The sequence below is a fragment of the Blastopirellula marina genome, from assembly GCF_002967715.1.
Classification (GTDB): domain Bacteria; phylum Planctomycetota; class Planctomycetia; order Pirellulales; family Pirellulaceae; genus Bremerella; species Bremerella marina_B.
The window spans coordinates 1-13,734 of sequence record NZ_PUIA01000010.1 but is presented as its reverse complement, the minus strand read 5'-3'; the positions used below and the strand labels follow the sequence as shown (position 1 = coordinate 13,734).

General features: G+C 53.0%; 10 protein-coding genes and 1 pseudogene. 7 read left to right on the top strand and 4 right to left on the bottom strand.

Annotated elements, in window-relative coordinates:
- Positions 1 to 188 precede the first annotated feature (188 nt).
- From C5Y96_RS01005 to C5Y96_RS00985, 5 genes and pseudogenes are all read left to right on the top strand, one after another.
- Positions 189 to 1,088, top strand: a complete 900-nt coding sequence (locus C5Y96_RS01005) for an RNA polymerase sigma factor RpoD/SigA (protein ID WP_105349688.1) — start codon at positions 189 to 191, stop codon at positions 1,086 to 1,088.
- 122 nt (positions 1,089 to 1,210) lie between these two features.
- Positions 1,211 to 1,732, top strand: a pseudogene (locus C5Y96_RS01000) (adenine phosphoribosyltransferase).
- 748 nt (positions 1,733 to 2,480) lie between these two features.
- The gene (locus C5Y96_RS00995) at positions 2,481 to 3,938 is read left to right on the top strand and encodes a glucan biosynthesis protein (protein WP_158261026.1); all 1,458 of its coding nucleotides are present in this window, start codon (positions 2,481 to 2,483) and stop codon (positions 3,936 to 3,938) included.
- Positions 3,926 to 6,559 carry a glucans biosynthesis glucosyltransferase MdoH gene (mdoH, locus tag C5Y96_RS00990; RefSeq protein WP_105349686.1) on the top strand — a complete coding sequence of 878 codons (2,634 nt, stop codon included), beginning with the start codon at positions 3,926 to 3,928 and terminating at the stop codon, positions 6,557 to 6,559. The genes C5Y96_RS00995 and mdoH overlap by 13 nt, the downstream gene beginning before the upstream one ends.
- 186 nt (positions 6,560 to 6,745) lie before the next feature.
- Entirely contained in the window at positions 6,746 to 7,210 is a 465-nt protein-coding gene (locus C5Y96_RS00985; RefSeq protein WP_105349685.1) for a hypothetical protein, read from the top strand.
- Between the two features lie 150 nt (positions 7,211 to 7,360).
- On the opposite strand, the gene C5Y96_RS00980 is transcribed toward C5Y96_RS00985, so the two are convergent.
- The 3 genes from C5Y96_RS00980 to C5Y96_RS00970 form a co-directional block, all read right to left on the bottom strand.
- Complete coding sequence (locus C5Y96_RS00980; RefSeq protein WP_233198696.1) at positions 7,361 to 7,765, bottom strand: hypothetical protein; 405 nt, start codon at positions 7,763 to 7,765, stop codon at positions 7,361 to 7,363.
- Between the two features lie 110 nt (positions 7,766 to 7,875).
- The gene (locus tag C5Y96_RS00975) at positions 7,876 to 8,862 is read right to left on the bottom strand and encodes a DUF1559 domain-containing protein (RefSeq protein ID WP_105349684.1); all 987 of its coding nucleotides are present in this window, start codon (positions 8,860 to 8,862) and stop codon (positions 7,876 to 7,878) included.
- Between the two features lie 351 nt (positions 8,863 to 9,213).
- Positions 9,214 to 9,654: a nucleoside deaminase gene (locus C5Y96_RS00970; protein WP_105349683.1), complete on the bottom strand. Its 441-nt coding sequence runs from the start codon at positions 9,652 to 9,654 to the stop codon at positions 9,214 to 9,216.
- A gap of 432 nt (positions 9,655 to 10,086) precedes the next feature.
- Here C5Y96_RS00970 and C5Y96_RS00965 point away from each other — a divergent pair, with 432 nt between their 5' ends.
- Positions 10,087 to 11,400: a metallophosphoesterase family protein gene (locus C5Y96_RS00965; RefSeq protein ID WP_158261025.1), complete on the top strand. Its 1,314-nt coding sequence runs from the start codon at positions 10,087 to 10,089 to the stop codon at positions 11,398 to 11,400.
- Between the two features lie 285 nt (positions 11,401 to 11,685).
- Positions 11,686 to 13,524, top strand: a complete 1,839-nt coding sequence (locus tag C5Y96_RS00960; protein ID WP_105349681.1) for a hypothetical protein — start codon at positions 11,686 to 11,688, stop codon at positions 13,522 to 13,524.
- Here C5Y96_RS00960 and C5Y96_RS27670 read toward each other — a convergent pair.
- Positions 13,521 to 13,734: hypothetical protein (locus tag C5Y96_RS27670; protein ID WP_214609068.1), on the bottom strand; the 214-nt coding region annotated here is incomplete at its 5' end. The genes C5Y96_RS00960 and C5Y96_RS27670 overlap by 4 nt on opposite strands.

The following is a 13,734-nucleotide window of genomic DNA, read 5'->3' as shown; positions in this document are numbered from 1 at the left end:
TCCGCAGTCACTGTGCCTTTTCTCCCGATTCTCTGGCCGTTTTGTGTAAATCCCGCACAACCGGATCATCCCGCGCATTGGTGACCGTTTCGCTACGCATCAAAGAAAGTGATAGCACATGGACGATAGCAGTGGTGTGACAGCGTGAAGAATTTCCCCCGCCACGTATCGAAAGCATTGAAGCAACCATGGCCACGAAGACCAAACGGAGTGAAACGGAGTTCGACGATTTCGAATCCGTGCAAAGTCCGCTCGAAACGTATTTGCGTGAAATCAACGAAACGGCTCTCCTTTCCGCCAAGGAAGAGCGCGAACTGGCTACCGCCATTGGTAACGGGGACGTTGCTGCTCGCGATCGGATGGTTCGTGCCAATCTCCGCCTGGTGGTGAACATTGCCCGTGGTTACACCGGCAAAGGACTGGGCCTGCAGGATCTCATCGAAGAAGGCAACCTCGGACTCTTGCGTGCGGTCGAGGGGTTTGACCCGGCGATGGGAACCCGTTTCAGCACTTACGCCAGTTACTGGATCAAGCAGTCGATCAAGCGGGCCCTGATCAACTGTGCTAAGACGATCCGTATTCCGGCATACATGGTGGAACTGCTGTCGAAGTGGCGACGAGCAACCAACCGTTTGACCGAAGAACTCGGTCGTACGCCCACTCCGGAAGAAATCGCTCGCGTGCTCGGTTTGCAGAAGAAGAAGCTGCCGATCATCAAGAAGGCGATCCGCATCTACAACAGCACCCCTCAGACCGATCAGGCCGACAACGGTTGGTCTCTGGGTGAAATGGTGACCGACGAGCGGCTGAAGAATCCCGAAGAGGAACTGGTCGAACACGACGACCTGAAGCACGTTCGCGAAATGCTGAAGACGATGGACGGCCGTGAATCGACCGTCTTGAAGATGCGTTTCGGCCTGCACGGCGAAGAGCCCCACACGCTGAAAGAGATCGGCGAAAAGCTGGGCCTGACCCGCGAACGCGTCCGTCAGATCGAAACGGAAGCCCTCAATCGCCTGGCCGAAGGCCTGCAAGATCCTCGCGAGCGAATGCTGGAAGGCCCGATCCGACGTCGTACGCGACGTTAATTCGGACGGAGAGGACCAACCCCTCTTCTGCCCATTCTTTCCGCGGCTGCAAAATCGACGTATATTCAGCACCTGAAACAAATCATGTCTCAGGTGCTTTTTTATTGGCTGGAGCGAGCAGCATGTCGGAAATCGATCTCAAGGCGTACATCCGCGATATCCCAGACTTCCCGAAGCCAGGTATCCTGTTTCGCGATATTACGCCGCTGCTGGCCAATCCTCACGCGTTCAACGAAGCGATTGATCAGATGGCCGCTCGCTACGAGGGGAAGAAGATCGACGCGATCGTTGCCGCTGAAGCACGCGGGTTCATCTTCGCTGCTCCGTTGGCTCTGAAGCTCAACTGCGGTTTCGTGCCGGTTCGTAAGCCTGGCAAGTTGCCGTTCGATACCCATTCGTTCCACTACGAACTAGAGTACGGCACCGACACGCTCTAAATCCACATCGACGGTGTTCAGCCAGGGCAAAACGTTTTGATGGTCGACGACCTTCTGGCGACCGGCGGAACGATGAAGGCCTGCTGTAACCTGGTTGAAAAGATCGGAGCCAACGTCGTTGGCTGCTGCTTCCTGATCAACCTGAAGGCCTTGGAAGGGGAACAGCGGATTGCCCCGTTCGAGTCGTTTAGCCTGATCGACTACTAATTCTGCCTATCCCTAACGAAGTTTTGCTGAATTGGCTCGTGGTTTGAAGGCAGGGCAGGGGACGGTTCTGCTCGACTTTCCAGCATTGCCATGCACCGGCCGTAGCGATTTGGTCGAGTGGTTGCCAGTCAACCACTCCGTCTGCCATGGTTCGGCATCGGATGTTTTTCCCATCCTTCATACCGAGATGACAGTATTTAGCCGTTAGGTGGCCACCAGGCCAAGTTGCAAAGCGTTTGAACTGGTGTTTGTCAAATAGATTCACACGTTTATGCATGTAAATGTGTAGATTCGACGTCTAGCTGTGCAATTTCTGCACATCGTATCGGTCAATTTTGCGTCAGTTCGTCTGCTACTCTGCCAAATTGTGTAAGTGGTCAATCTTTATCCAATGACCACTAGAACTTAGCTCTCGTGGTGCGTTCCCTTACTTTGCTTTTATGGGGTCGCTTCTTTTCGTTGCCGTCTAGCCGTGATTGGCAGTGGTTCTTGTGGGTCTGTTAGTGAAATCCAGAACAAACTTTGGCACGACTCGTGCATAAGAAAGGGTATCGCGCCCGTCGTGATAGCAACACCAACACCACAGGCCCTCTCCATGTATTTATTCTCCGATGTGACGAAAGTTATTGCGTCCAGAGCAATCCAGCTTATGGATCTGCCGACGTTGATACTTGTCGCATTGTTTAGCGCGATATCTTTCTGGTCAGCGCAGCAAGCATGCGCCGAGCCAACCGCCAAGATGAAGGAAGTGAACTCTGCTGCATCCCAAAGCGATGCCATCTTCGACGCCATGGTGGCCAAGGCGAAAGCCAACTCGTCCAAGCCGTATGAATCTTCGCACGAGCTTCCAGAAGATCTTAATAGCCTCAACTACGATACATATCGCCTGATCGCTTTCGAGCACGAGAAGTCGATCTGGAAGAAAGAAGCTTTGCCGTTCTGGCTAGAGTTGTTTCATCGCGGGTACATCTTCCGTGACGAAGTCCAGGTCTCGCTGTTACCAGAGAATGCCAAAGCGGCCCAACAAATCCAGTGGATGGAGTTCGACAAATCCCTGTTTCAATACCGGGGAGAGTTGGCAGGGCTCGATCCACCAAAAGACCTCGGCTATTCCGGGGTGAAGGTCATCGGGAAATTTCCCTCCTCGGAACACCCGCTGGAGATCGCTTCGTTCCTCGGTGCGAGTTACTTTCGGGCAATTTCGCCAGGGCAGTTTTACGGGACGAGTGTTCGCGGATTGGCCGTCGACATTGGTCTCGCAAAAGCGGAAGAGTTTCCGATCTTCCGCGAGTTTTGGATCGAACAGCCTGGGCAAGATGCCAAGCAGCTAAAGCTGTGGGCCTTGCTGGATAGCCCCAGCGTAAGTGGCGCGTACGCCTTGGTTATCCATCCGGACGAGACCATGACCATTGATGTGAAAGCGAAATTGTTCTTTCGTAGCGTTCCCGAAAAAGTCGGCCTGGCTCCGCTGACCAGCATGTTTATGTGGGGCATGGGGAAAGATGGACCTGAGAACGACCCACGTCCACGCGTACATGATGCCGACAGTCTTCTGATTCAAAAGGGAGAGAAGGATTGGATCCGCCGATCGCTGAACCGGTTGGACTTTCCTTCGTTGAGCAACTACGACGCGAAGGATCTGCACGGCTTTGGTTTAATGCAGGCCGAGCGGGCTCCAAGCCGATATAACGACGACGAAGCCAAGTATCATTTGCGTCCCAGTGTTTGGATTACTCCGAAGACTCCTTGGAAAGATGGTGCGATCCAACTGTTGGAACTGCCGTCGGAACATGAAGGGATTGATAACATCGGTGCCTACTGGATGCCGAAACAACCCATCGAGGTCGGCAAGCCGATCGATCTTGAATATCAAATTGCTTTTCTCCATCAGGCACCCAAGCAGCATTCGCTGGCGAAGGTGACTGATTTCCGAGTGGATCGCTCGGATAAGTCTTCTCTCCGTCTCACCGTCGTTTACCAGGGCGACACCATTTCCAAATTCTCTACGGAACGCCAGTTGCAAGCGTATATCGACGTGCAACGTGGCAAAGCGGAGAACGTCGTCGTCCGGCGAACCGCTCTGAACACCGTAGAAGTATCGTGCAACCTGATTCCAGATTCACCGTACGCCATGGAGATGGAAGTTTACCTCACCGACGAGGACGAACTCTTCTCTGAATCGTGGAGATATTTATGTCCCATTTAAGTTCAACAACCGATGTCGGTGCCTTATTTGAATCGTTCGGCACAGACACCCTCGGCGCAGTCTTTCCGAATGCACCAGCGCTGCACGAGGCCATTCCCGACGCGGACGTACGCGCTGCCAAGCTTGTCGTGTCGGACTATCTCCGCGACCTGGGCGTCACCGATACCGACTTTATCGCTGCTGAGAGTAAGCGTATCGTCAACGAAGCACTAGAGCAGATAGCGACCGATCCCAAGGCGAATGGAAAACGACTGCGCAAGGTTGCTATTCGACTGACGGTGAAGAAGCTTGCCAAATGGGTTCATGCGATCGAGATCGAAAACGACGCGAACAACCATCGCATTCCCGCTGGCGTGATTGGTGCTCACCTGCCAGAGCTGCTCAGCCAGAACCCCGAAGGTTTTTTAGCCGAGACCTTGCCGGAGTCGTTCGTGGCCAACGCGAAGTCGAAGCGAAAGCCGGTCGTACCGCAGCCAAAACCAAAAGAGATGACCAAGCAGCAATTGCCGCTGCTTCCTCGCTGGGGAAATCACCTGGCCGAGATGTTCGGGTTGAAGGAAATCGAAAGGCATTCGTACGACAAACCGATCAACTCTGAAGAAAAGAATGGCTGTTCTTTCTTTCAATGTTTCAACATCACGCGAAGCTTGTTGGCATTCTTGACCATCCTGACCACAGGCACCGCCGCGGCAGTCTATTGGGAAACGGTTGCCAATACGGGATTCTTCCAATATCCGCTGGTGGCCTTGTTCGTGTTGCTGTTTTTCTGGATCGCGTTCAGCTTCTGGACCGCCACGATGGGTCTGGCTTCGATTCTGTTCTCGAAAAAGCAGAGAGAATCGATTAGCCCTGATGATCCTGCTTACCTGGCTGGTCTGCCGCGAAGTGCGATCCTGATGCCGATCTATAACGAAGACACCATCAGTGTGATGGCAAATCTCAAAGCAGTGGCTCAGTCGCTCAAGTCGATCGGTGCCGCTGAAAAGTTTGATTTGTTCATCCTCTCGGACACCACCAATCCTGATATTTGGCTGGAAGAAGAACGAGCGTGGGCCAAGTTGGTGATCGATCTGCCGGACGACTGTCACGTGTTCTACCGCCATCGCCCTAAGAACATCAGTCGGAAAGCTGGAAACATTGCCGACTTCTGTCAGCGGTGGGGTGAGCACTATCCCTACATGATCGTGCTGGATGCCGATAGCGTGATGGCCGGTGAGACACTGGTCGAAATGGTTCGCCGGATGGAGAACGATCCGAAGATCGGTATTCTGCAGGTTCCACCCACCCCGGTAAATCGTCAGTCGTTCTTTGCTCGTACACAGCAGTTCGCTGCCCAGGTATATGGCCGTGTTTTCCTTGAGGGGTTTGCTCTCTGGTCGGAATGCGACGGCAACTACTGGGGGCACAACGCGATCATTCGGATTCAGCCCTTCATGCAGCACTGCGATCTGCCGGTGCTGCCAGGAAGCGGACCTTTGGGGGGCGAGATCCTCAGCCACGACTTTGTGGAAGCGGCTTTGATGCGGCGTGCAGGTTGGAAGATCTGCCTGGCGCATGACCTGCAAGGCAGCTACGAAGAATGTCCCACGACCATGCTCGACTACGCCCAGCGCGACCAGCGCTGGTGTCAGGGAAATATGCAGCACATGGGGCTGCTGTTGGCCGATGGTTTTCACCCGGCCAGCCGATTGCACTTGAGCATGGGGGTCATGAGCTACCTGGCGTCGCCACTGTGGCTGGTCTTTCTCACCCTTTCACTTGTCGCTGCTTTCATCAGTGGTGGTGAAGAAGGTGCGGCCATTCTCGGCGCGATGGCAGGCGGTTTGTTTGCGGCCACGATGGGAATGCTGTTGCTGCCGAAAGCTTATGGGCTGATTGCCATGTATCTTCGTCCTCAGCCGAACGATTCTCCTGAGGTACGCAAAAGGGCAGGGCTGAGCGTGCTTCTTGAGACGGGCATCGCGATCTTGATCGCCCCGATTATGATGCTGCTGCACAGCCAATTCGTCCTGGCGACCCTGCGAGGCAAGAAGGTGAAGTGGAATGCTCAGCAGCGAGACGATACGGGTGTTACGCTGGGTGATGCCATCATGATGCACTGGGCGCACACGCTGATTGGCTTGGCCGTCACGGTGGCTCTCTATGCGACAGCTCCTGCGTTCCTGTTCTGGCTCGCACCGGTTCTGGTAGGACTTGTCTTTTCGGTGCCACTTTCGATGATCCTGGGTAGTCTCGAAATTGGTCGAAAGCTGAAAGCGAATGATCTGTTGGTCATCAGCGAAGAGATTGATAGCCCTGAGGTGCTCGTTGCTCAGAAAAAAGCGATGGCACAGGGCTTTCGCGAAATGCATATGTCGCCCAAAGTCGATCCTTTCCAACTGGTACTGGAAGACCCAGCGTACCTTGTCCTGCACTTGGGGATCTTGCGTACGGCCGATCGAGAGATTCCGGTCTTCCGTGATCAATTGATGGAAATCCAAGCGATGGTGAAGAAGGATGGCCTTACGTCGCTGCCTCCTCAGATTCGATTCCAGGTGCAGAATAATCGTTATGCGATGGAACAGCTCCACATCCAGGTGAGAGCCCAGCACGTGCCGAAATCGGCTCTCGCCTATCGCTAGTGATTGTCTATTGACGATTCAACCATCTCAGGTGTTATGCCCACGCTTGCGTGGGCATGCATCGTTTCTTGGCGGTATGTTTTTTTGAAAGACATGATCCATAGGATTTCGCTTGCAGCTAGTCGCAGGCAAGCATAGAACAGTCGGCATGCAACCGTTTCTTGAAGTGCTAGTGGTAAGTTTGCTATGTCTGATCAGTCTCCGTTCGACCGAGTCCTCGCACATCGTCAGTTTTCGGCCGAGGCGTTCAACACCGCATGGGACCTGATCGATAAGACGGACCGGACTCCGGAAGAAGACATCGCCATGCTATGCCGCGCCGCCGCTTCCCTATGGCACTGGAATCAGCGTAGCGATATGAACAGCCAATCACGCTCGGTCGGCTATTGGCAGCTTTCTCGCGTGTTCGCGCTATTAAGTGAAGGAGGCATGGCGATGCGTTGTGGCGAGCTTTGCTTGAAGTACTCCAAGGGAACGCCCCCTTTCTATGAAGCCTACGCGTATGAGGCTCTCGCCAGAGCTTCGGTAATCTCAGGGGATTCGGCTGCTGCAATACGCTACCTTGCCGCGGCGCAGAAACTGGTTGATCGGATCGAAGAACCGTCCTCGCGAGAAATGATCATGGCCGACCTGCAATCGATCAGGGCCTAAGGTGCGTCCAAAGTGATTGCGGCACCAGATCGCGGTTCTCCCATTGGCTTGGGAGTGTCGTTGATGATGCCAAGAACGCCCCATCAGAGAAAGGGCTGCCACAAGAGTAGGCAGCCCTGCTGATTGATTCGACCCATGTTGAGTCGCCGACTATTTGGCGGAAAGATCAAACGAGAATTGGTTGTCACTGCCTGATTTCACCAGGGCATTCAGTTCGGTTTTTTGGTTGTATTTGGCAGGAATATACATTTCGCCCATCTGCTCCGGTGTTCCGTTTGAATTATCGAACTTGCCAGGGATCAGCCTGGAGGCGGTAATCGCTACCTCGGTTGGACCTTCTTTCACTTCCAACTTGTAGGAACCTTCGACAATTTCGGTCGAATAGGCTCGTCCATCTCCTTCGGTTTGACGGAACAGAATACGTCCTGTTTCGATCGGCTTCCCATCGAAAGTCACGGTGCCTTGGACGACATGCATATCGGGACCAGAAGTGCTTGAGCTACATCCAACCGGTCCGAGCATCAGACAAACAACGAGCGCGAGAGAGGTTCTCATGCTTACATCCTCATGGGCATTATTGGGTAGGAATTCTATGGAAGGTGTGCCCATACGGCTTCCAGCGGTATGGGCGTTTTGTTCTGAAACGAAACTTGTGAATTCGCAGCTTAGAATTCGCCGACTACCTGACCGTCATCACGAATGCCGAGCTTCAGCCACACCTGGCGGTTGATGGTATCGGTGAAGAAGTGCACTGATCCATCGACCATTACGGCGTTCACGCCGCCTGGGTGAAAGCTGCGAGCAAAGTTCCAACGTCCGGAAAGCCCATCGGCATTCCCGTTTTCGCAAGGGGCATCGCTCGGGGCACCAGGTACTGAAGTCGCGGAGCAGGAATAGACGCGATCTGGAACCGACGAGTTGGGTGTCTCAGCGACGGAGAAAGCGAACGAGCCGTGCGGTGCACCACCCCAGTAACCACCGATTTCTCCCCATGCTGTTACGTTGCTGCGGCGCACGATGCCTTCGCTTGCCAGAAGCGTGTTGCTCGAGCCATCGGTGCAATCACGGAACGTCTTTTTCGACAGCAGGTAAAACATGCCACCTGGATCGGTACTGGTCATGTTACGATCGGTTACATTGATTGTCGGTGGCGTCGTCGAACTATCTTGGCTCCACGTTCTGCCAGGACCACCTGATAGGGCGTAATTCCCTTGAAAGCTGATCGAGTCCCCAGATGCGCCGTGACCGGGAGAATTAGGGTCAGAAGGACATGTCAGGGTGAAGACCTCTGCCTTTTTCGTGTCGCTGGCTACGTGCATGACGTACAAGCCCGGATCAGCTTCGTACACATCCGAAAGCCCCTTCTGTTCGACGAAAGGCAAGATTCGTTGGTACCAGCAATCACGGCGATGGGTTCCATCGTTAGTCCCTTCGGGACGATAGCCATACGGAAACACGCCGAACGTGCTCTCGTAGTTGTGCATGGCTAAGCCAAGCTGTTTCTGATGATTTACACATTGAGATCTTCTGGCGGCTTCGCGAGCCTGTTGAACGGCAGGCAAAAGCAAGGCAATTAGCACGCCGATAATAGCGATGACGACCAAGAGCTCGACTAGGGTGAAGCCTGTTCTGGACTTAATCTTTCGATTCATACCAAACGTAATCCTGTAGATAGATATAGAAAAAAGCGATGTACGCGGGGGGAATTCACGGAGAGAGTTTCCCTTAAGGTGGGGGAGGGAAAACGCATGATTGGATTACAGATCACTGTTAAGGCACACCCTATGCCAAACGCCATACGGTTTATACGCGATGGGGAAACGGGAGGCCCTTAGAGAGGTGACCTTCTCCAAAACGACCTGTTAAGGGCAGAAAGGCGCACGTGACATCATCGGGAAAAACCCGAAATATGTAAGATACCCCCAGTAGTGATGGATTGCAAGAATCCACCGAATTATGGTCTTGCTAAGAAATTCAGCGGAGAGCGTATTGCTTGTGCGGCGTTAAACTTCGCCGATATCCTCGTTCCACAATTGTGGGTGGGCCGCAATGAATTCATCCATCAACGCTTTGCATTCAGCGTCATCTAGAAACACTAATTCAACGCCGCGCGATCGCAGGTAGGCCTCGGGGCCTTGGAAGGTCTGGTTCTCACCAATCACGATCTTGGGGATCTTGTACAGAAGAGCCGTACCACTGCACATGTCACAGGGAGAGAGCGTTGTATAGAGGACCGAGTTGCGATACTCCCTGGGCGTCAATCGGCCTGCTTCTTCCAGGCAGTGCATCTCAGCATGCAAAATGGCACTTCCTTTCTGAACACGTTGGTTGTGTCCCTGGCTTCGCAATTTGCCGTCAACCACCAGTGTCGAACCGATGGGAATACCCCCTTCATGCAAGCCCCTCTTAGCTTCCTCGATAGCGACCTGAAAGAACTTATCCATGGCAAGCTCCTGAGTTGAATCTTCGGTTTGCGTTATTTTATCGCACTTTCACGCATGCTGCTTAAAGTGGGATATCGAATCGCGGTAACATGGAGGGCGAATAATTGACGCTGTTGAGTGAGCGAAGCGTCACAACCATTAGTTAGAGTAAGGGCTCGATACCCGATCTTCAGGGGGCATTGTGGCTGGGCAAAAAGATACGGATTTCCCGGAAACACGAGAACCGTGTGAAGAAATCATGTAGAGGGGAAGTTCCTGTACTTAGGCCCCTAGACCCATTAATATACCTTGGGTAGCTTCGCTCTACATTGTTTCCTGAAAGTCTCCAGAGTGCGAAAGGCAAATAGCACGATGAAAACCATAATCGTGGCGCAAAGTTTGATTTGGACGGGCTTAGTTCTGTTGGGCAGCGTGAGTGCTCAGGAGAAGCCAATGAGCGAGACTCCTAATCTCGTGCATGATCGACACATGCACCATCACAACGATCACCACGCTACGCAGCAGCCAACCGAGAAGCGTTTTTTCACCACGCGTTCCAGTAACGTGGTTTTGCCGCTTCCCAACGAGGAAGACGCTTTCGTTTTCGCGGTTTTTGGAGATCGCACAGGGGGCCCTGAAGAAGGTGTCAACGTGCTAGCCGATGCCGTGCGAGACGTGAACCTAATTGAGCCAGACCTGGTGATGACCGTGGGCGACTTGATCAACGGTTACAACGGCACCGAAAAGTGGCTCGCGCAAATGCGCGAGTTCAAAGCGATCATGAAAGAACTGCTATGCCCCTGGTTTCCGGTGGCTGGCAATCATGATGTTTATTGGCGTCCGTTGAATGACCCTGAGATGCCCAAGGGGCAGCACGATGAGCATTACGAAATGCACTTCGGGCCGCTCTGGTACTCGTTCCAGCACAAGAATTGCAACTTCATTGTCATCTACTCCGACGAAGGTAACCCCGAGACAGGCGAGAAGAATTTTCAGAAGGCCGATGCCCAGAAGATCAGTCCAGAACAGTTTGCCTTCCTGAAGGAGGCCCTGGAGCGCGGTAAGGGGAATGACCATCAGTTTCTGTTCCTGCATCATCCACGTTGGCTGGGTGGCAACTATGGAAACGATTGGAAAGAACGCGTTCATCCACTGCTCAAGCAAGCAGGTAATGTGACGGCTGTTTTCGCAGGCCACATTCATTACATGCGGTACGACCCACAAGATGGCATCGAGTACGTCACCCTGGCAACCGTTGGTGGCGGGCAATCGAGCAAGGTGCCTGAGGCCGGTTACCTTCATCAGTACCACCTGGTCACTGTTCGTCCCAAGCAGGTAGCCATGGCCGCTTTCCCTGTCGGTGAAGCGATGGATGTTCGCGAGATCACGGCCGAACTGCAGCAACAAGCAATCAAGCTGGCAGAACAGAAGCCGAAAGTCACCACGACTCTCACCCCGGCAGGAGAAGACCTTCATGAGGGATCGATCACCACGGTTATCGAGAATCCAACAAGCCACGCGATCGACTTCACACTAACCCCTGCCAGCCGCGACTCGCGGTGGAGCATTTCACCCAACCACACGCACGGCCACGTGAAACCAGGCGAATCGCAAAAGATTACCTTCCACGTCCGCTACCGCGGCACGATGAATGACGAAGCGTTCCACGGGATCGAACTGGTCCTCGATCAAGACTTCCTGGCGAAGACGACACGCTACGCGATTCCCCAGGTGCGGGCTGAGGTGGAGTTTAAGAAATCGGAGTAGCTAAACAGGCATTCGACATAGAAGTGAATTAGAACAAACTGATTCACGAATTGGCTAGTGGTCGTCGCAGCTCCAGTTATGTCCTGACCGGAGCTGTTTCGTTTCTTGACGACATTGGGGGAGAGGACGCTATTTCCCAGAAAGTACCAGTGCAGGAACTGTAAGCCCGCAAATCGCACAGATAAATAAAACAGAAAAACCAATTGCAAACATCTTTGCACTCGTAGTCGCCTGATTTTAGAATGCGCCCGGTTTCTTCTCGCTGTCAGAGAAAAGGGCAAGAAATTGAAATCCGTCGCTCCTCCCCGTTCTGCCGTTCAAGCGATCGTTCCGGCGATCTTCTGTGTATTCTGTTTGGGGGTAAACCATCAGTCTGTGTTTGCTCAGTCGAGTGAACCAGCGAAGCGACCTCCGACAATCATTAAAGTCGATGAGGTGTTTCGCCTCGGATTCAATCCACCTCGTAACTACGACCAAGACTCGATTCAGCTGAAAAAATTGTCTGGTCCAGACGGCGTTACCGTTCAGGGGAATGCCATTCAATGGAAGCCAACCCTCAAAGAGGTGGGCCTTCAGCATGTGAAGTTGGCCTTCGTGCTGAAAGACAATGCGGAAAAGGAAGTGGCTTCGGCCACGTTACGCTTTCTGGTCGAATTGCCGCGGGTCTCCATTGGTTTTGACGTAAAAGGAGTTGACGTCTCACCAGATCATCAATGGTTGGTCTTGTGGGGCGAGCATAAGTCCAAAACAACCCAAAAGATCACTTATCCACTGGCCCTGGTTGATCTGAAGTCGAAGACTGTCGTTGTTCGAAGCGAATTTCCTTCCCCAATTTCCGTAGCGATCGATCAGGACAACCTCTATCTCAGCCAAGCAGAAAAACTCCGCATTCATCGATACAACCTGAAGTTGAAAAAGACGGACGAATTCTTCTTACATGCTGGCTCGCAAGGCTTACTAATGATTGGGCCTCAGCGGCTTGCTTCTAACGCGAAACAGATCATCGTCTACGATACGAAAACGATGATGCCGGTCGAGAAGGACGACCGTTACTATCTGCATGATGGCCAATGCCTATGGCGCAACGAGAAATATCGAGGCCTGGGGCAAAGCGTCGTCGATTGGACAACCGGCGAGACGATTGGAATCTCACTGAGCCGGGCATTGCGATTACCTTTGATGAGCAGGCAATTCAAGAAGTTGGGGGGAGCTTATCTTTCTGTTGCGGCTGATGGGTTTGGTGACCAAGACTATGGTAGCCCAATTCCCTTCCTTTATTCCAGTGGCGAATTTGGAGAAAGCAGTTCTCCCATTGCTGGGCCTCCTGCACTAAAAGCGGATAGTACGGTCGCCTGCGATTTTCCGGCGGTATGTGAATTCGCATACCGATTCGACGGAGACTACCTCATCGAATCCTGGAAACTAAAAGACGTCGACACGGGAAAGGCTGCTTTTTCCAGCGATTTGTTCTGGTGGAACTACGTAGATACGGGGGCACGCATCCGGCCTGTTCCGGCATCTGGTCAATTGGGAGGTCTCCTGATCGGAGAGACGCTCGTTGCCTGGTTCATGGAAGAATTGATCTTTGCCGAGATTCCCACTGACGTGCTGGAGAGCCTTCCGACACCTCCTCACTTTGGATTAAAGCAACTCTTCGAGGTACCGCTGCAGGGAAAGCAGACGATCAAGCTTACATCAGAAGGTAACTGGAAGAATCCCTATTACACCCTGCTGAGGCAGCATCGCAGCCTGCAGATTGATTCCGCGACAGGGGAAATCACCGCGGACGTCGAGAAGCTGTGGAACGAACTCTTGGATCAACGACGAGGCGATGCTCTGGATTATGCCCTGATCAACAACGGCTCTGCCCGCGTAAGTCGGGAAGAGCATGTCGCCATCTATCGTCAGATAACGGGTAAGGAACTTCCGGTTGACAAAATGGCAGCCTGGTTTCCTCTGGAAGTCGCCGTGGAAGATGACAACGGCAAGAAGGATCAATTCCAAGGCGCGATCATCGTACTTGGCCCTCGCGAAGCGTACGAGAATCGAAAAGAACGCCCATCCAAGCTCGACGCCGAAGCGATCCCCAAGGGATTGGTCCCGATTGAAGAACCAAAATTCTAGGGCAAGTGTTGATAGGTGATAGCAGCGGCTGACTGGTATTTGGCAGGTATTATGCTACTTAAACTGAATCTCCAGCGCGCATGAAAAACCTCTTCGAGCGTTAACTCGAAGAGGTTCTTCAATATAAATAAGGTAGTGACTTGCTTGAGTGATGGGTGGTCGTCCCACTTGAGGTTCGTATTGGGTTCGTGAAAACCACTTGAACCAAAA

Bases quoted from the DNA above. Each gene is read 5' to 3' on its own strand.
- C5Y96_RS01005 (WP_105349688.1), top strand. From the start codon at position 189: ATGGCCACGAAGACCAAACGGAGTGAAACGGAGTTCGACGATTTCGAA.
- mdoH (WP_105349686.1), top strand. From the start codon at position 3,926: ATGTCCCATTTAAGTTCAACAACCGATGTCGGTGCCTTATTTGAATCG.
- C5Y96_RS00985 (WP_105349685.1), top strand. From the start codon at position 6,746: ATGTCTGATCAGTCTCCGTTCGACCGAGTCCTCGCACATCGTCAGTTT.
- C5Y96_RS00980 (WP_233198696.1), bottom strand. From the start codon at position 7,765: ATGAGAACCTCTCTCGCGCTCGTTGTTTGTCTGATGCTCGGACCGGTT.
- C5Y96_RS00975 (WP_105349684.1), bottom strand. From the start codon at position 8,862: ATGAATCGAAAGATTAAGTCCAGAACAGGCTTCACCCTAGTCGAGCTC.
- C5Y96_RS00970 (WP_105349683.1), bottom strand. From the start codon at position 9,654: ATGGATAAGTTCTTTCAGGTCGCTATCGAGGAAGCTAAGAGGGGCTTG.
- C5Y96_RS00965 (WP_158261025.1), top strand. From the start codon at position 10,087: ATGAGCGAGACTCCTAATCTCGTGCATGATCGACACATGCACCATCAC.